17 protein-coding genes and 1 pseudogene are annotated in these 16,857 nt (G+C 56.3%); 12 read left to right on the top strand and 6 right to left on the bottom strand.

The features are described from left to right. Positions 1-19 precede the first annotated feature (19 nt). From rnr to SCD_RS08835, 10 genes and pseudogenes are all read left to right on the top strand, one after another. Positions 20-2,380 carry a ribonuclease R gene (rnr, locus tag SCD_RS08880; RefSeq protein ID WP_023506918.1) on the top strand — a complete coding sequence of 787 codons (2,361 nt, stop codon included), beginning with the start codon at positions 20-22 and terminating at the stop codon, positions 2,378-2,380. Beyond that, positions 2,381-3,118: a 23S rRNA (guanosine(2251)-2'-O)-methyltransferase RlmB gene (rlmB, locus tag SCD_RS08875; protein WP_009204797.1), complete on the top strand. Its 738-nt coding sequence runs from the start codon at positions 2,381-2,383 to the stop codon at positions 3,116-3,118. Between the two features lie 92 nt (positions 3,119-3,210). Next, positions 3,211-3,615 carry a 30S ribosomal protein S6 gene (gene rpsF, locus SCD_RS08870; protein ID WP_009204796.1) on the top strand — a complete coding sequence of 135 codons (405 nt, stop codon included), beginning with the start codon at positions 3,211-3,213 and terminating at the stop codon, positions 3,613-3,615. Beyond that, a complete protein-coding gene (priB, locus tag SCD_RS08865; RefSeq protein WP_009204795.1) occupies positions 3,616-3,921 on the top strand; it encodes a primosomal replication protein N in 306 nt (101 codons plus the stop codon). It begins immediately after the preceding gene. Between the two features lie 2 nt (positions 3,922-3,923). Further along, positions 3,924-4,190, top strand: coding sequence for a 30S ribosomal protein S18 (gene rpsR, locus SCD_RS08860; protein ID WP_009204794.1), 267 nt, complete (start codon positions 3,924-3,926; stop codon positions 4,188-4,190). 11 nt (positions 4,191-4,201) lie between these two features. Beyond that, positions 4,202-4,650, top strand: a pseudogene (gene rplI, locus SCD_RS16130) (50S ribosomal protein L9). Between the two features lie 129 nt (positions 4,651-4,779). Then, positions 4,780-6,153, top strand: coding sequence for a replicative DNA helicase (dnaB, locus tag SCD_RS08850; RefSeq protein WP_009204791.1), 1,374 nt, complete (start codon positions 4,780-4,782; stop codon positions 6,151-6,153). Between the two features lie 82 nt (positions 6,154-6,235). Then, the gene (gene alr / locus SCD_RS08845; RefSeq protein ID WP_023506917.1) at positions 6,236-7,303 is read left to right on the top strand and encodes an alanine racemase; all 1,068 of its coding nucleotides are present in this window, start codon (positions 6,236-6,238) and stop codon (positions 7,301-7,303) included. 2 nt (positions 7,304-7,305) lie between these two features. Continuing rightward, a complete protein-coding gene (radA, locus tag SCD_RS08840; RefSeq protein WP_009204789.1) occupies positions 7,306-8,664 on the top strand; it encodes a DNA repair protein RadA in 1,359 nt (452 codons plus the stop codon). A 74-nt stretch (positions 8,665-8,738) separates the two neighbouring features. After that, positions 8,739-9,527, top strand: a complete 789-nt coding sequence (locus SCD_RS08835; protein WP_009204788.1) for an FHA domain-containing protein — start codon at positions 8,739-8,741, stop codon at positions 9,525-9,527. Between the two features lie 11 nt (positions 9,528-9,538). On the opposite strand, the gene SCD_RS08830 is transcribed toward SCD_RS08835, so the two are convergent. Further along, the gene (locus SCD_RS08830) at positions 9,539-9,946 is read right to left on the bottom strand and encodes a TssQ family T6SS-associated lipoprotein (protein ID WP_009204787.1); all 408 of its coding nucleotides are present in this window, start codon (positions 9,944-9,946) and stop codon (positions 9,539-9,541) included. A 14-nt stretch (positions 9,947-9,960) separates the two neighbouring features. After that, positions 9,961-11,385 carry a serine/threonine protein kinase gene (locus tag SCD_RS08825; RefSeq protein WP_009204786.1) on the bottom strand — a complete coding sequence of 475 codons (1,425 nt, stop codon included), beginning with the start codon at positions 11,383-11,385 and terminating at the stop codon, positions 9,961-9,963. A 250-nt stretch (positions 11,386-11,635) separates the two neighbouring features. Between SCD_RS08825 and SCD_RS08820 the strand changes: the two genes are divergently transcribed. Both SCD_RS08820 and SCD_RS08815 read left to right on the top strand, forming a co-directional pair. Next, entirely contained in the window at positions 11,636-12,460 is an 825-nt protein-coding gene (locus SCD_RS08820; protein ID WP_009204785.1) for a PP2C family protein-serine/threonine phosphatase, read from the top strand. Between the two features lie 4 nt (positions 12,461-12,464). Continuing rightward, positions 12,465-13,157, top strand: a complete 693-nt coding sequence (locus SCD_RS08815; protein ID WP_009204784.1) for an FHA domain-containing protein — start codon at positions 12,465-12,467, stop codon at positions 13,155-13,157. Positions 13,158-13,160: 3 nt separating this feature from the next. On the opposite strand, the gene SCD_RS08810 is transcribed toward SCD_RS08815, so the two are convergent. Genes SCD_RS08810 through hpnC form a run of 4 tightly spaced genes read right to left on the bottom strand, consistent with a single transcriptional unit; the run spans position 13,161 to position 16,844 of the window. Continuing rightward, entirely contained in the window at positions 13,161-13,907 is a 747-nt protein-coding gene (locus tag SCD_RS08810) for a YciK family oxidoreductase (protein ID WP_009204783.1), read from the bottom strand. Further along, entirely contained in the window at positions 13,904-15,190 is a 1,287-nt protein-coding gene (hpnE, locus tag SCD_RS08805) for a hydroxysqualene dehydroxylase HpnE (protein WP_009204782.1), read from the bottom strand. The genes SCD_RS08810 and hpnE overlap by 4 nt, the downstream gene beginning before the upstream one ends. Beyond that, complete coding sequence (hpnD, locus tag SCD_RS08800) at positions 15,187-16,020, bottom strand: presqualene diphosphate synthase HpnD (protein WP_041673893.1); 834 nt, start codon at positions 16,018-16,020, stop codon at positions 15,187-15,189. The genes hpnE and hpnD overlap by 4 nt, the downstream gene beginning before the upstream one ends. An 11-nt stretch (positions 16,021-16,031) precedes the next feature. After that, entirely contained in the window at positions 16,032-16,844 is an 813-nt protein-coding gene (gene hpnC / locus SCD_RS08795; protein ID WP_009204780.1) for a squalene synthase HpnC, read from the bottom strand. Positions 16,845-16,857 lie beyond the last annotated feature (13 nt).

Here is a 16,857-nt window from a genome sequence, read left to right as displayed (position 1 = left end):
TTAATAGGAAAGAGATATTTTGTCAACGAAGAAAATTAGATCCAAAGACCCCTTCCTCGAGCGTGAACGTGCTCAGTACGAGCATCCATTGCCGAGTCGGGAATATATATTGCAGCTTCTTACCGAGCAGGGTGTTCCTGTTGCAGAGAATAAACTGGCCAAGATCCTGGAAATTCAGGAAGACGAGGTGGATGTATTCAGCCGTCGTCTCAGAGCAATGGAGCGGGATGGCCAGATCATGCGCAACCGCAAACATGAAGTTTGCGTGGTGGACAAGCTGGACTTGATCAAGGGCAAGGTGCAGGGACACAAGGACGGCTTCGGCTTCCTGGTGCCTGATGATGGCGGAGAGGATTTGTTCCTGGGCCCGAGCCAGATGCAGAAGGTATTGCACGGCGACCGCGTGATGGCGCGGATGATCGGCGAAGACCGGCGCGGTCGTCCCGAAGGCAGCATCGTCGAGGTGTTGGAGCGGGTTAATACGCGCATTGTGGGTCGCCTCTTCAACGAGCATGGCATCCTTCGGGCGGTGGCTGAAAACAAACGCATCAGCCAGGACTTCCTGATTCCGCCCGGTGGCGACATGGGCGCCCAGCCCGGCCAGGTGGTGATGATAGAAATCATCGAACAGCCAAGCAAGCACGCCAAGCCAGTCGGGACAGTGGTAGAGATCCTCGGTAATTACACCGACCCCGGCATGGAAATTGAAATCGCACTGCGCAAGCACGATTTGCCGCATGTGTTTCCGCCCGAGGTGGAAAATCTGGCGAAGAAATTCTCGCCGAAAGTGTTGAAAAAAGACATGGCAGGGCGCGAGGATCTGCGCGAGTTGCCGCTGGTCACCATCGACGGCGAGACCGCCCGCGATTTCGACGATGCCGTGTTCTGCCGTCCGCTGGACAAGGGCTGGAAGATACTCAGCAAGGGCGGCTGGAAGCTGTACGTGGCGATCGCCGACGTCAGTCATTACGTTCAGCCCAAGGACGCGCTCGATCTGGAAGCGTTCGATCGTGGCAACTCGGTGTACTTTCCGCGTCGTGTTATCCCGATGTTGCCGGAGGAATTGTCCAACGGCCTGTGTTCTCTCAACCCCCACGTCGAACGGCTGTGCATGGTGTGCGAGATGGACATCAGCGGCAACGGTGATATCAAGAAATACAAGTTCTACCCAGCGGTGATGAACTCGCACCAGCGCTTTACCTACACCACGGTAGCGGCGATGCTGGCCGACCCCAAGGGCAAAGAAGCCAATGAACACAAGGACCAGTTGCCGCATGTCCAGGAGTTGCACAAGCTGTTCAAGGTGCTGCTCAAGGCGCGCGGGAAACGCGGCGCGATCGATTTCGAGACTATCGAAACCCAGATGATTTTCAACGATCAGGGTAAGATCGAGCGCATTGTGCCGGTGCATCGCAACGATGCCCACCGCGTGATCGAGGAATGTATGCTGGCGGCCAACGTGTGCGCATCGGATTTCCTGCAGAAGAACGAGCACCCGACCCTGTACCGCATCCACGAGGGTCCGACCCCGGAGAAGCTCGAAGGGCTGCGCGAATTTCTCAAGGAGTTCGGCTTGCCTCTGGCCGGCGGCGACGATCCCCACGCCAAGGACTACGCCAAGCTGCTGTCCAAGGTCAAAGGGCGGCCGGACGAGCAGTTGCTGCAAACGGTCATGCTGCGCTCGTTGCGGCAGGCGGTCTACAGCCCGGACAACGTCGGCCATTTCGGCCTGGCCTACGAGTCCTACACCCATTTCACTTCGCCTATTCGCCGCTATCCGGACTTGCTGGTGCACCGTGCCATCAAGGCCGTGCTGAATGGCGATAAATACAAGCCGGGTAAATGGGCGGAACTGGGCATCCACTGTTCCCAGACCGAACGTCGTGCCGATGAGGCGACGCGCGACGTCAACGACTGGCTCAAGTGCTTCTACATGCAGGACAAGGTGGGCGAGACTTTCGACGGTACCGTCGCCAGCGTCACCGGCTTTGGCGTGTTCGTCGCGCTCGACAATATCTATGTCGAAGGCCTAGTGCATATCACCGAGCTGGGCAGCGATTATTTCCATTTCGATGCCGCCAAGCACCAGTTGCTGGGCGAGCGAACCGGACAGCGCTTCCGGCTGGGCGATCGGCTGAAGGTCAAGGTGGCGCGGGTCGATCTCGAAACCATCAAGATCGACTTCGTCATGGCGGAGCCTGTCGTCAAAGGGTCGTTATCGGGCAGGCAGCATACGTCCAGGGAAACGGCGGGCGGCAAGCCGCGCGCTGCTACGCGTGCGGCTAAAGGAACACGGGAAAAAGAAGGCGGCAGGGGGGTAGCCCCCAAGGTGGAGGAAAGTGGCAAGAAACCCCGCCGCAAACGGAAGCCCACGCATTAAATGGCCGACAATTTTATTTACGGCTTTCATGCCGTTGTCAGCCGCATCCGGCAAGATGCAAAAAGCGTAACTGAAGTCTACCTGCACCGGGAGCGGCAGGACCCACGTGCCCGCGACCTGCTGCAACTGGCCGAGGAGCAGGGCGTGCGTGTCATCTTCATGGAACGTCACCGTCTTGACGGCATGGCCGGCAACGACAAGCACCAAGGCGTAGTGGCTAAGGTCGTAGCGGCGCGGGAATACCACGACGTGTTCGATGTGCTGGAGAATTTAAAAGAACCGGCGCTATTGCTGGTGCTGGATGGTGTGCAGGACCCGCACAACTTGGGGGCATGCCTGCGTGTGGCGGACGCGATGGGTGCGCATGCCGTGGTCGTTCCGAAAGACCGCGCTGCCGGGCTCAACGCCACGGTGCGCAAAGTCGCCAGCGGTGCGGCCGAAACTGTGCCTTTCGTCACCGTCACCAATCTCGCCCGTAGCCTGCGCGAAATCAAGGAGGCCGGCGTGTGGGTAGTTGGTGCAGCAGGCGAGGCCGAGTCTGATCTTTTCTCCGCCAAGCTCGAAGGCCCGACCGCCTGGGTGCTGGGCGCCGAGGGCGAAGGCCTGCGCCGTCTTACCCGTGAAACCTGTGACCAGCTGATCCGCATCCCGATGTTCGGCAGCGTGGAAAGTCTGAACGTTTCCGTCGCCAGCGGTATTTGCCTGTATGAAACGCGACGTCAGCGCAATCGTATTTGATTTTTCAGCCGATTTTCATTAAACTGTTCGGCTTTTCCACCTTGCCTCACCGTCCCGCATGGCGGGAGGCTTAATATCCATAAGGAGCATGCATGCGACATTACGAAATAGTTTTCATCGTTCACCCCGATCAGAGCGAGCAAGTGCCCGCCATGATCGAGCGCTACCGCGCCCTGATTACCGCCAAGAGCGGCCAGATCCATCGTCTCGAAGACTGGGGTCGTCGCCAGATGGCCTACCCGATCCAGAAGATGCACAAGGCACACTATGTGCTGATGAACATCGAGTGTGACCAGGAAACTCTGGACGAACTCGATCATGCATTCAAGTTCAACGATGCGGTTCTGCGCCACCTGACTATCAAAGTGAAGGAAGCAGTAACTACGCCTTCGCCGATGATGAGGGAAGACCGGGCCCGCTTCACGGAAACTCCTGTAGCCCCTGTAGCCGTGGAAACCCCGGTCGAGGCGCCCGCTACCCAGGAAGCTGCTGCCTAAGTGAATTGCAACCAGGTTGTCCTGACTGGCCGGATCGCCGAGATGGATGCCTTGCGTTATACCCCAGCCGGTTTGCCCCTGATGGCCTTCAGAATAGGCCATGTTTCAGAGCAGATCGAGGCAGGGTTCAAGCGCAAAGTTGAATGTGAAATACCCGCGATCGCGATGGGTGATCCCGCTCAGATCGTTGCTGGCTGGAAAGCTGGCGACAGTATCAAGGCAGCGGGTTTCCTGGCACGCAAGAGCCAGCACAGTCAGCAACTGGTGTTGCACTTGAATAGAATAGAATTGATTGAGAAAGGTTAAAAATGCCACGTCCTACTACGAAAAAACCGACCCGGCCGAGCAATCGGGGCGGCATGTTCAAGCGCCGCAAATTTTGCAAATTCACCGCTGAAGGTATCAAGGAAGTCGATTACAAGGATACCGAAATCCTGAAGGATTTCATCGCGGAAAACGGCAAGATCATCCCGTGCCGTATTACCGGTACGAAAACCCGCTACCAGCGCCAGCTGGGCACGGCAATCAAGCGCGCCCGCTTCCTGGCCCTGATCCCCTACACTGACCAGCACTAAGGAGACACCAGATGCAATTAATTTTATTGGAAAAGGTAGTCAACCTCGGTCAACTGGGCGACATCGTCAAAGTCAAGGACGGCTACGGCCGCAATTTCCTGATCCCGCAGGGCAAGGCCAAGCGTGCTACGGAAAAGACAAGGCCGAGTTTGAAGTCCGTCGCGCCGAACTGGAAAAGCAGCAAGCTGCGATTCTGGCCGATGCAACGGCCCGTGCCGAGAAACTGGAAGGTCAGCTGGTCAAACTTTCCCAGAAAGCGGGTGTGGATGGTAGGCTGTTCGGTTCCGTTACCAACACCGACATTGCTGACGCACTGAATGCCATGGGTTTTGAAGTTGCCAAGGCGGATATTCGCATGCCTACTGGCCACCTCAAGCAAATCGGCGATTACCCGATTGTTGTTGCGCTGCATCACGATGCGGTTGCCAACATCACGGTTACCGTGCTTGGCGAAAGCTGAGATTAAGGTTGTTCCGGCAAAAAGGGGCTGCTTGCAGCCCCTTTTTGTTTGTGTCTGTTTAGAGCTTATTTGGGTATACTTTCAACATGTTTTTATCCCCTATATTTGCCTCTCCCCATATAAATCCTGATGAATGATCAAGAGCTGGATAATCTGAAGCTGCCGCCCCATTCTGTTGAGGCAGAGCAGTCCGTGCTGGGCGGCCTGTTGCTCGACAACAGCGCGTGGGAAAAGATTGCCGACCTGGTCACCGAAGGGGATTTTTATCGCCACGACCACCGCCTGATTTACCGCCATATCAGCAAGCTGGTGGAACACAACAAGCCGGCGGACGTTATCACTATCGCGGAATCGCTGGAGAACAGCGCCAAGCTGGTCGATGCGGGCGGTTTGGCCTATCTGGGGGCGCTGGCGCAGAATACGCCGAGCGCAGCCAATATCCGCCGCTATGCGGAGATTGTTCGGGAGCGTGCGGTACTCAGAAAACTGGTCGAAGTCGGCAGCGGCATTGCCGAGGATGCGCTTAGTCCCGCCGGTCGCTCGATGGCACAATTGCTGGATGAGGCTGAAGCGAAAGTGTTCGAGATTGCCGAGGCGGGCTCGAAGGGCAAGCAAGGTTTTGTCGAGATTCAGCCGTTATTGACCCAGGTTGTAGAACGCATCGACATGCTTTTTCAGCGTGATAATGCGAGTGATATCACCGGAATACCTACCGGTTTTTCTGACCTCGATGAGAAAACATCCGGCTTGCATGGGGGTGACTTGATTATCGTCGCGGGTCGGCCGAGTATGGGCAAAACCGCATTCTCTCTGAATATTGCGGAAAATGTGGCGATACAAACCGGAATGCCGGTCGCGGTCTTCAGTATGGAAATGGGCGGGTCGCAACTGGTGACGCGGATGATCGGTTCGATTGGTCGTCTTGATCAACATCGGATACGTACTGGCCGTTTGCTGGACGAAGATTGGCAAAAACTCACTTATGCAGTGGGCAAGCTGAACGATGCCCCGATTTATATCGATGAGAGTGCGGCGCTGACTTCGATGGATTTGCGAGCGAGAGCGCGTCGTTTACATCGTCAATGCGGCAAACTCGGCCTGATCGTGATCGATTACCTGCAACTCATGAGCGGAAGCGGCAAGGGTGGGGGCAACGAAAATCGAGCCACCGAAATTTCAGAAATTTCACGTGGCCTCAAGTCTTTGGCCAAGGAATTAGATGTGCCGGTGATCGCCCTTTCCCAGCTCAACCGTAGTCTGGAGAATCGCCCCAATAAACGTCCGGTGATGTCGGATCTGCGCGAATCAGGTGCTATCGAGCAGGATGCTGATATCATTTTGTTTATTTACCGTGATGAGGTTTATAACACCGACACACCAGACAAAGGCATCGCCGAGATTATCATCGGCAAGCAGCGTAACGGCCCGATCGGCACGGTGCGCATGACCTTCCTAGGTGAATACACCCGATTTGAGAATTATGCTCATGGGGGGAGTTATTAGTGCTGAGTCCTGAGTGCCGAGTTCTTGTTTTTCGGACCTTGCTTTGCTCAGTACTCAGCACTCGGCACTCAGGACTTTATTTATGACCCGTCCGCTACAAGCTCAAATCGACCTCTCGGCACTCAAGCATAATCTTGGCGTTGTTCGTGGTCACGCACCTCAATCCAGAACTATGGCTGTGATCAAAGCCAACAGCTATGGCCATGGCATGTTGCGGGTGGCCCATGCGTTGGATACTGCCGATGGTTACGCTGTACTCAATGTGGAAGAGGCCGTGGCACTGCGCGAGGCGGGCTTCAATCAGACCATCCTGCTGCTGGAGGGTTTTTTCAGTGTGGACGAACTGCCGACCCTGGCGGAATACCGTCTGGCCAGCGTCATCCATTGCCCGGAACAGATCGAGATGCTCGAAATGTCTGGACTGCCGGTCAAGCTTGATGTGTTTCTCAAGCTCAACAGCGGCATGAACCGGCTCGGCTTCAGGCCCGAGGCTTTTGGCGCTGCGCTGCAGCGTCTTCAGGCCGCGCGCGCGGTGGGCAGGATCACGCTGATGACCCATTTTTCCTGTGCCGACGAGGCGCAGGGTATCGCAACTCAACTTGCTTGTTTCGACACTCTCGCTGCGGGTCTGGACGCGCCGCGCAGCCTGGCCAATTCTGCTGCCATCCTGCGCTATCCGCAAGCCCATGGCGACTGGGTGCGACCCGGTATCATGCTTTACGGTTCGTCACCCTTTGCCGATGCAAGCGCGGCAAGCCTTGATCTCAAACCGGTGATGACGCTGACCAGTGCCATTATCGGGGTGCAGGAACTACAGGTGGGGGAAGCGGTCGGTTATGGCGCCGCTTTCCGTGCAGAGCAGCCTGCCCGCGTCGGCATCGTCGCTTGCGGTTATGCCGATGGTTATCCGCGCCATGCCCCGACCGGAACGCCGGTGCTGGTCAATGGCCAGCGCAGCCGCATCCTGGGCCGCGTATCGATGGACATGCTGTGCGTCGATCTAAGCGGCATTCCCGGTGCCGGCATCGGTAGTCCAGTGACCTTGTGGGGCAAGGGTTTGCCGGTGGAGGAGATCGCGGCAGCGGCAGGTACCATCAGCTACGAATTGTTGTGCGCACTGGCGGCCAGGGTGCCTGTGGTGGAAATCTGAGCATGGCCAAACAAAAATCCGTATACAGCTGCACCGAATGTGGTGGGCAGGCAACCAAGTGGCAGGGCCAGTGCCCGCACTGCATGGCGTGGAACACGCTGGTGGAAACTGTTGCCGAGACTGCGCCGACCGTCAACCGCTACAGTGCGCTGGCCGAGCCCAGCCAGCTGCAGCGCTTGTCCGACGTGGAGGCGCTGGAAACGCCGCGCCAGACCACCGGCATCGCCGAATTCGACCGCGTGCTTGGTGGCGGCATGGTGCCGGGCGGGGTGGTGCTGATCGGCGGCGATCCGGGTATCGGTAAGTCCACTTTGTTGCTGCAGGCCTTGTGTCATCTCGGCGCAAACAACAAGGTGCTGTACGTCAGCGGCGAAGAATCCGCGCAACAGATTGCATTGCGTGCCAAAAGGCTGGCGCTTGATGCGGGGCCGGTGCAATTGCTGGCGGAAATTCAGCTGGAGAAGATCTGTGCCACCTTGCTGGCGCAGAAGCCTAATGTGGCGGTGATCGATTCGATCCAGACCGTTTATTCCGAGGCGCTGCAGTCTGCTCCCGGCAGCGTGGCGCAGGTGCGCGAGTGTGCGGCGCAGCTGACACGCCTGGCGAAGCAGACCGGTATCACCGTGATCCTGGTCGGTCACGTGACGAAGGAAGGCGCTTTGGCCGGGCCGCGCGTGCTTGAACACATTGTCGATACGGTGCTGTATTTTGAGGGCGACAGTAATTCCAGTTTTCGCCTGATCCGCGCTTTCAAGAACCGCTTCGGTGCAGTCAACGAGTTAGGTGTGTTCGCCATGACCGAGAAGGGGCTGCGCGAGGTGAGCAACCCCTCGGCGCTATTCCTTTCACACCACGGTCAGGAGGTGGCGGGTTCGTGCGTGATGGTGACGCAGGAAGGTACTCGACCGCTGCTGGTGGAAGTGCAGGCGCTGGTGGATGAGGCGCATGCACCCAATCCGAGAAGATTGTCCGTGGGGCTGGAACAGAACCGGCTGGCGATGCTGCTGGCCGTATTGCACCGCCATGCCGGCATCGCCTGCTTCGATCAGGATGTGTTCGTTAATGCCGTAGGCGGAGTCAAGATTACCGAGCCGGCAGCCGACTTGGCGGTGCTGCTGGCGATAGTTTCATCCCTGCGTAACAAACCGCTGCCGGCCAAGCTGGTGGTATTCGGTGAAGTTGGCTTGGCCGGTGAGGTTCGCCCGGTACAACGCGGCCAGGAACGCTTGAAAGAGGCGGCCAAGCTGGGTTTTACGCATGCAGTCATTCCCAAGGCCAACAACCCGAAGCAACGTGTTGCCGGTATGGAGGTGGTGGCGGTGGATCGACTCGAGGATGCGGTAGCATATTGCAGGGGCTAAAATTAAGTGACATGATAGTCCTGACGAGAAAATACTAATCTAACCTTTGTGAGCGGGTTGGACGGAGCGATAAGATGTCAAAATTGCTGGTTTATTTAGATGGAGAACTGGTTGGGGAGCAGCAGCTCGATCGTGAACGCATCATGATCGGGCGCAAGCCTAACAACGATTTACAGTTGGCCCACAATGCAGTGAGCAGCAGTCATGCCATGATCATTACGATTCGTAACGACTCCTTTCTGGAAGACCTGAACAGCACCAACGGCACCAAGGTCAACGGCAAAAGTATCAAGAAATATCTGTTGCGAGATGGTGACGAAATCAAGTTAGCTAAACATTCCCTCAAATATGTGTTCGAGCCTCTGGTGATCAAGCCAGAAAATGATGGCAGCCGCCGCTCGGAGAAGCTGCGATACCTCGATAATCTGATTCAGAGTGCCGACGACACCTTGGCAACCCAAGAAGAAAGTCTGCTCCATACTCAGGGTTTTCCCTCTGCTACGCAGGGACAAACTCATTCTGGAAACCGACCGACTGGGAGAACCTCATCTGGAGAACTGCCGATGGCGGGTCTTCAGATTCTAAGTGGAGTTGGCGCGGGTAAGGAAATGGATCTGGACCGAACTCTGACCACGCTGGGCAAGCCCGGTATACAGGTGGCGGTAATTACACGTCATGAGGAAGGTTACACCCTGACACATCTGGAAGGCACACAAGCTCCTTTGTTGAATGGGATTGCTGTCAGCGGCCCACCCCATGTGCTGGAAGACCATGACATTATCGAAATTGCCGGAATCAAGCTGGCGTTCCATTTAAAAAGGTCGCCTACAATGCCAGCGAGTGGCCGGCAAGGTGTTCCCTAGCCGCTCTGAGCCTATTTTTTGTGTTCCGCCTTGACTGCACGGAATACCGGACCCCAGATGGGATGTCCAACCTCGGCCGGATTCAGGTCGAATTTATTATCTTTCTCCAGCGCTTTCCTGAATTCATCGCGGCATTGCTTCTCCCGGTTTGACAGGCAGTGAATGAATGCCAGGTATTTATGCGCCCGTGCAGCATCGCTGTCAAAGGTTAGGCCTGAATCCAACGCGTTTTGCAGGGTCTTTGCTGCAGCTTTGTAGTTGCCGTCCTCGTAGTTTGTTATCCCGGTAGAAAGCTCCTGTTCCGCCTTGCGCGGTGAGAGTTTGTCGAGCCCGACATCCCTGGCCGGACCGGAAGAACAGCCTGTGTTGAGCAACAGAAGCAGGGCGGATGTCAGAATAAGCAAGCGGGAGCGTATCATAATATGATCCTGATTTATTTAAATTTATGCCGGATTATCTTGCTTGCCCCGGCCTCCATCTCCACGGTCTGACGATAGGGAGGGAGGTCGGTGTTCTTGATCTCGATCTGGTGTTTGCCGGGGGGTAGCCTGATCTCCCTGAGCGGTGGTGAGGCTCCCTGACTTTTGCCATCGATAAAAATTTCTCCCCATGGGAGTACCGCGAAACCGAGTGTGGCCTGGGTGGGGACGGCAATGCTTGGTTGCCCATCCGGCGCTTTGGTAGGGGCGGCCATGCTCGATTTCCCATCTGGCTCTTTGCTTTCGGATGCATCAGGAAGAGCCGGCTTTGTGGCGGTTTCCTCAGGGGGTGGGGGTGTTACATTGGCTGTCGAAGTGGTCTGGGCAGTAGTTAGCTTGTTGTCATCGACGGTCGTCACCGCAGACTCGCGACTGGACGTGACGAATAGCACGATGGCTGAGACAATAATTGCAGCAACTGCAAGGGTTGCCCGTTTTTTTCCGCTGCTCTGGCTGGGGTCTGCCGGAATTTGGCTTGCATTCAATCTGACGGTGGCATCTCCATCGTTTCCTGTTTTTGCAGCAGATTTCTTCCTGGAGGAAGTCGAAGTGGCGGTCAGATTCCTGAAATTTCTGAGGTCGTTGGCCATTTCCCGTGCGGATTGATAGCGGTTTTCAGGCGCCTTGGCCAGCGCTCTGGCGACAATGTAATCGAACGCCATGGGAAGTGAGGGGGTGACGTCTGATGGCGATGCCGGCATTTCATTCATTACCCGGTACATGATGGAGGTCAGGGTGCTGTCCTCCCCGCTAAAAGCGGGTTTGCCTGTCAGTAATTCGTATAGCACTGCCCCCAGGGAAAAAATATCGGAGCGGCCATCCACGGGTTTGCCGGCCACTTGCTCAGGAGACATGTACTTGGGAGAGCCGAGAATGATACCGATTTGGGTTCGGGATCCGGACGACATCTTGGCGATGCCGAAGTCGGTGATTTTTACACTGCCATTACGGAGTACCATGATGTTGGCAGGTTTTATGTCACGGTGTACAACGCCATGGTCGTGGGCGAATGCCAAGGCGTCGGCGACCTGGGTGATGATTTCGGCTGCCCTGCCAGGTTGCAGAATCTCGCCGGAAGCGATGATCTCCTTCAGTTCGCGGCCTTCCAGATACTCCATCGCCATGAAAGCGACATGATCGGCCCTGCCTACATCGTAGATCGTGACAATATTGGGATGGTTCAGTCGACCGGCAGATTTGGCTTCGCGGTTGAAGCGCTCCTCGAAATCCGCGAGTTCGTCATTGGACAGGTTGAGATTTATGGTCTTGATAGCGACAGTACGATCTATGAGCGGATCGACTGCTTTGTAAACTACGCCCATGGCGCCTTGCCCTAACTCGGACAGGATTTCGTAGCGGCCCAGTTTTTCGATTTCCATGAATAACCGATGCTGAATTTGTGATGCTGAATTTATTGTGAAGAGACGTCTATCGAAGACCTATAACAGTAGATTTTTAGCTGTGCCGTGTCAAGCCGAATTCATCATTGGAAGCTGTTCTTGCACCCCTGCCAGGTGAGGTGTGAAGATTTCGGTAAAAATTAAAGAATATCAATGTTGTTAACGTGATCATTCATTGTTGCTATGATGGCGCGACCAGGAACGGCTGGTTTTCAGGGGAACTGAACGCATGACAGTACAAAGCAGGGTTGAATTCGCCAGCGCCACGGATACTGGCGTAGTGCGCAAATTCAATGAAGACAGCATTGCCACCGATAGCGAGATAGGTCTGATGATGCTGGCTGATGGCATGGGCGGCTATATGGCCGGTGATGTGGCCAGTGCCCTGGCGATTTCGGTCGTCAAAGAAGAGTTGGCCGCAGCGCTGGGAAACCTGGAGTCAGTGGAGAATGATGCGGCCAAGAGATACCTGCCACAGACGCTGGCTGTAAAGCGGGCGGCGGAAAAGGCCAACCAGATGATTTTGAGGGTGGCGCGGAAAAACTCGCAGTGCCAGGACATGGGAACGACACTGACGCTCGCCGTGTTCCACGATGATCGCATTTCCATTGCTCATGTGGGTGATTCACGTCTTTACCGCTTGCGCTATGACCGGCTTGAACAACTCACTATGGACCACTCGTTGCTGCAGGGCCAGGTCGAGGCTGGATTGATCGATTCCGGGGATGCCAAACTTTCACATAACCGTAACCTGGTGACTCGTGCATTGGGCAAAGAGGAAAAGGTTGAAGTGGATGTGCGCGAAGAGGGCATGTTGCCGGGGGATCTCTACCTGCTCTGCTCTGACGGCCTGAATGATATGGTGGAGGATACCGACATCGAGCTTGCCTTGTGCGAACTTAAAGCAAATTTGCCGCTGGCGGCGAATTTGTTGGTCCAGATGGCGAATGACAATGGCGGGCACGACAATGTCTCCGTGGTTCTGGCTCGGGTGCGGGCACAATCCGCCAGGCGTGGACTGTTTGAGAGACTGTTTGGCTGGTTCAGGAGATAAGGCAATGGCGAAGCTGGTGGTAACTTTGAATGGAGCGATGGTCGGTAATCATTTTATCGACAAGGGGCGGATTACCATCGGTCGTCGGTCCGGCAACGATATTCACCTCGACGATCCGAGTGTGAGCAAGGAACATGCCGTTATTCAGACGGTGGGCAACGACCATATTTTCGAGGATCTGGGTAGCACTAACGGCTCGACCTTGACCGGTGCACGCATTACCAAACATATTTTGCAAAATGGCGACGTAATAGAACTCGGTGCTTATCGGATCAAGTACGGCAACATCAAAGCCAACCCGGAGATGGATTACGACCGGACTATGATGATACGCGCCGTCGATAGGGAAGTCGGGGCGGTTCCGCAGTCAGCAGGAAGGGATGCGGGCAGCCATGCTTCGGTCTCGACTGCGAGGTCTTCACTTCGGGCGAGTTTTCCGTTGGGCCTGGTGAGAGGTATCAAGGGCAAGTTTGCCGGTCAGAATATCGAGTTGGAACGGCCGCTTAAAACTTTCGGAACTGCGGGAGAACAGGTTGCGGTGATCATGCGGCGGCCGCCAGGCTATTTCATCACTCAAGTGGAAGGGAATAAAGCCGCAAGGCTTAACGGACAGGCCATCGGCAGTGGGCCACATATCCTGCAGGACGGTGATGTGATCGAGGTCGGACAGGAAAAGCTGGAGTTTTTCCTGAAGTAGATGCTAGCCCGGATTTGCCTCGATAATCTGGCCGCTCGTCCCATGGCTGTCCGGACCCATGAGGTAGAGGTAGAGCGGCATCAGCGTTTCAGGCTTGGGCAGACTATCCTTGCGCTCACCGGGATAGGTGCGGACACGCTGTGGTGACTGCACCGGGCCTGGCACCACCGTGTTGATGCGTAGCGTGGGGTAAACCTCCAGTTCTTGCGCCCATATCTTCACCAGCGTTTCCACGCCTCCTTTGGCAACAGCAAAGCCGCCCCAGAAGGCGGTTGGAGTGTGGCCGTGGGTTTCCGAGGTCATCAGGATCGAAGCGTCCGGCGAAGCTTTCAGCAGTGGCAGGCAGGCGCGGGTGAGGGCGAAGGGTGCGGCCAGATTAATGCGCAGCAGTGGCAGCCACTGCTCCAGGGTTTGGTCTTCCAGCGGCTGCGGACGATCAACCTTGGCGGCGTTGTGCAGAATGCCGTCGAGCCGCCCGAGCTGTCCGCCAATGCCGTCAGCCATTGCAGCGAAATCCTTGTCTTCAGCCTTGTTTAGGTCAAGCGGAAAAATCGCCGGCTGTGGGTGGCCTGCGGTCACGATTTCATCGTATACCGCTTCCAGTTTCTTTACCGATCGGCCATGCAGGATTATCGTGGCGCCGTGGGCAGCAAAGGTCAATGCTGCGGTTTTGCCTATGCCTTGGCCCGCACCTGTGATGAGAATGACACGGCCCTTGAGTAGGTCTTGAGGTGCTTGGTAATTTTTCATGCTGATTCCTGAATAAGTTTTGCGCATTTTACCCCACTTCGTACTGCACTTTCGAGAGTGGCGGGATAATCGCCGGCGGTGTAGTCGCCGGCGAGGAAGAAATTTGGTAGCGGTGTGACTTGGTCGGGGCGCTCCATGCCTGGGCTACAGGCAAAGGTGGCGCGCTTTTCCGCAATCACCTTGTGCCACAAAGGTTGTGGCAGATCGGGAAGGAGCACACGTAATTCGTCATGCACCCGTTGTGCCAGATCGTCGTGATCAAGGGTCTGGTGCGGGCCTTCCGAGCTGATTACGGCACACAGCAGACCGTTTTCGTGGTTGAGCTGGCCGCGGTCGAGCACCCATTGAGTGACTCCACCGTACAGGCCGATCATGGGCCGGGACAGGCGAGTTGCAGCGGGATATTGCAGGAACACGCTGTAGATCGGCTGGTAACTGAAACGGGCGACCTGTGCCCTTGCTTCCGCTAGTTCAGGCAGGTTGGCGGTAAGAGCAGCCAAGCGCTGTGGTGGCACCGCAGAAATGACCTGGTCGAACTTTTCAGACCCTGATTGCATTTCGAGGGAGAAGCCGGCGGCCTCGGCTTTGACTGCGAGCACAGGTTGGGAATGCACAATTTTGCCGCCATGGCTCTCGATGAATGCGGCCGCGTGTTCCGGAAAGAGATGAGTCAGATTTGCCAGTGGCAGCAGCATGTCGCTGTCTTCCCGGCTGCCGGCCAGGCTGTCGCGCAGGACGTTAAGGAATACCTGGGCCGAGGCGGTTTCGAGTGGGGTGTTCAGCGCGCCAATGCACAGCGGCTCCCATAAATAGCGGCGCAGATTGCCAATCTGGCCATGCATAGTCAGCATTTTTCCGGCGTCAATGTCGTCATTAAGCCGGAAATTCCGACGCCGCATTACGCTCATGAAACGCGCAGCAGAAAGACGTTCGCCCCAGGTCAGACCATGCGCAGTGAGCAGGGCTAGCACCAAATGTAGAGGGGCTGGCAATGGCGCCGCTTGCAGGCTGAAGCGGCCAGGAATGACCAGTTGCAGGGGTAGTCGCAGCAGCAACACAGCGGGATCGGCACCGGTCATGCGCATCAGGCGCAGGGTTTCGCGGTAGGCGCCGAGGAGAATGTGCTGGCCGTTATCCAGTGCCATGCCGCGGTAATCCACCCGTCGTGCACGGCCTCCAAGCTGCCTGGCAGCCTCGAAGACGGTTACGGGTATCCCTTTTGCGGCCAGTTCCACCGCCGCCGCCAAGCCGGCATAGCCGGCGCCGATGACGGCGACTCTCATTCTTTGAGCCAGGTCCTGTACGCAATCCACAGTTTGCGCAGTGGCGTCAGCGAGATTCGCTGATTCAGGACGTGGTAGCCGTCTTGTCTGACTTCATCCAGTACAGCATGGTAAATCGCCGCCATGATCAGGCCGGTGCGCTGACTCTTGCGATCCGCCATTGGCAACTCAGAGAATGCCTGAGCGTAGTAATGGTTTGCCCGCTCACCCTGGAACGTCATCAGTTTGATGAAATTTTCAGTTTCACGGCCATGCAGAATATCGGCTTCGCTGACGCCGAACCGGGTCAGCTCGTCCAGGGGCAGGTAGATGCGGTTGCGTCTGGCATCTTCGCCGACATCGCGGATAATGTTGGTGAGCTGGAAAGCTAGGCCGAGGTCGTGGGCGTAGGCTTCAGTGCGCGCATCCTGGTATCCGAAAATGCGTGCGGAAAGTAGTCCCACTACGCCCGCCACACGGTGGCAGTAGAGCTGGAGCTGGTCGAAATCGGCATAGCGGTTTTGGGTCAGATCCATTTCCATGCCGGTGATGATTTCATCGAACTCCGCGGCGGGCAGGCCGAATTCCCGAACCAGCGGCGCCAGGGCCTGCCCCACGGGATGCTCGGGGCGGTCGGCGAAGAAATTGGAGACTTCATTGCGCCACCAGGCAAGCTTGGTGCGGGCGATTGCGATATCGTGGCATTCGTCAGCGACATCGTCCACTTCGCGACAGAAGGCATACAGGGCGGTGATCGCACGACGCTTGAGCGGCGGCAGGAAAAGGAAGCTGTAATAGAAGCTGGATCCGCTTTTTGCGGCTCGTTCCTGGCAGTATTGGTCAGGGGTCAAGGTGTTTTCCTTCATTTTTTTCGCAGTGCCCGATACAGCATGAATATCCAGTCGCCAGGCTTGATCAGCGGACGGTCATTGAAAATATCTCCGTCGGATTTATGCAGCTTACGGAGTATGGTTTCGCCACCCATGATGATCATGCGCATTTCCAGGCCGATCCTGCCGCGCAGTACGCTGCCAAGCGGCGCGCCTGCCTGCAGCAACTTGCGCGTGCGCTCGATCTGGAATTGCATGAAGGGTTTCCACAGGCCGCTGTTGTCGCCGCGCGCGATTTGCGTTTCAGAAATGCGGTATTTTGCCAGTTCATCCTGCGGCAGGTAAATTCTGTCCTTGTCGTGGTAGTCGATGGCGATATCCTGCAGGAAGTTGATCAACTGCAAACTGGAGCAAATGGCGTTCGAGTAGCTGATGTTGCGTTCCGTCGCTGCGCCGTAAAGGTGTAGCAGCAGCAGGCCGACCGGATTGGCGGAGCGCTGGCAGTAATCCATTACCTCGCTGAAATGGGCATAACGTTTTTTAACGACGTCCTGTGAAAAGGCGTCGAGCAGGTCGTAGAAAGGTTGCAATGGCAGCTGATGGAGGTCGATGATCTCTTTGATCTCGTGGAACAGAGAAATTGCTGGCGGCAGGCCTGCTTCGATCTTGTCCAGTTCGTCACGAAAGCCGTCAAGCAGAGCCAGTCGCGCATCATCGTCGAGATCGCCTTCATCGGCAAAATCATCTGCCGTACGGGCGAAAGCATAAATGACGCTGATCGGGCGGCGAAGGTGTTTTGGCAACAAAAAGGATGCCACCGGAAAATTTTCATAGTGTTGAGGCATAGGATTTTCAGGT

Origin of the sequence: Sulfuricella denitrificans skB26 (genome assembly GCF_000297055.2) — a bacterium.
GTDB classification, from domain to species: domain Bacteria; phylum Pseudomonadota; class Gammaproteobacteria; order Burkholderiales; family Sulfuricellaceae; genus Sulfuricella; species Sulfuricella denitrificans.
Note: the sequence above shows the minus strand (reverse complement) of the source record. Positions and strands in the feature narration are given on the sequence as shown.

Coding starts and splice junctions, on each gene's coding strand:
- hpnC (WP_009204780.1), bottom strand. CDS start 16,844: ATGCCTCAACACTATGAAAATTTTCCGGTGGCATCCTTTTTGTTGCCA.
- SCD_RS08825 (WP_009204786.1), bottom strand. CDS start 11,385: ATGGAAATCGAAAAACTGGGCCGCTACGAAATCCTGTCCGAGTTAGGG.
- rlmB (WP_009204797.1), top strand. CDS start 2,381: ATGGCCGACAATTTTATTTACGGCTTTCATGCCGTTGTCAGCCGCATC.
- SCD_RS08815 (WP_009204784.1), top strand. CDS start 12,465: ATGGCGAAGCTGGTGGTAACTTTGAATGGAGCGATGGTCGGTAATCAT.
- rpsR (WP_009204794.1), top strand. CDS start 3,924: ATGCCACGTCCTACTACGAAAAAACCGACCCGGCCGAGCAATCGGGGC.
- alr (WP_023506917.1), top strand. CDS start 6,236: ATGACCCGTCCGCTACAAGCTCAAATCGACCTCTCGGCACTCAAGCAT.
- SCD_RS08830 (WP_009204787.1), bottom strand. CDS start 9,946: ATGATACGCTCCCGCTTGCTTATTCTGACATCCGCCCTGCTTCTGTTG.
- hpnE (WP_009204782.1), bottom strand. CDS start 15,190: ATGAGAGTCGCCGTCATCGGCGCCGGCTATGCCGGCTTGGCGGCGGCG.
- dnaB (WP_009204791.1), top strand. CDS start 4,780: ATGAATGATCAAGAGCTGGATAATCTGAAGCTGCCGCCCCATTCTGTT.
- rpsF (WP_009204796.1), top strand. CDS start 3,211: ATGCGACATTACGAAATAGTTTTCATCGTTCACCCCGATCAGAGCGAG.
- SCD_RS08835 (WP_009204788.1), top strand. CDS start 8,739: ATGTCAAAATTGCTGGTTTATTTAGATGGAGAACTGGTTGGGGAGCAG.
- SCD_RS08810 (WP_009204783.1), bottom strand. CDS start 13,907: ATGAAAAATTACCAAGCACCTCAAGACCTACTCAAGGGCCGTGTCATT.
- radA (WP_009204789.1), top strand. CDS start 7,306: ATGGCCAAACAAAAATCCGTATACAGCTGCACCGAATGTGGTGGGCAG.
- SCD_RS08820 (WP_009204785.1), top strand. CDS start 11,636: ATGACAGTACAAAGCAGGGTTGAATTCGCCAGCGCCACGGATACTGGC.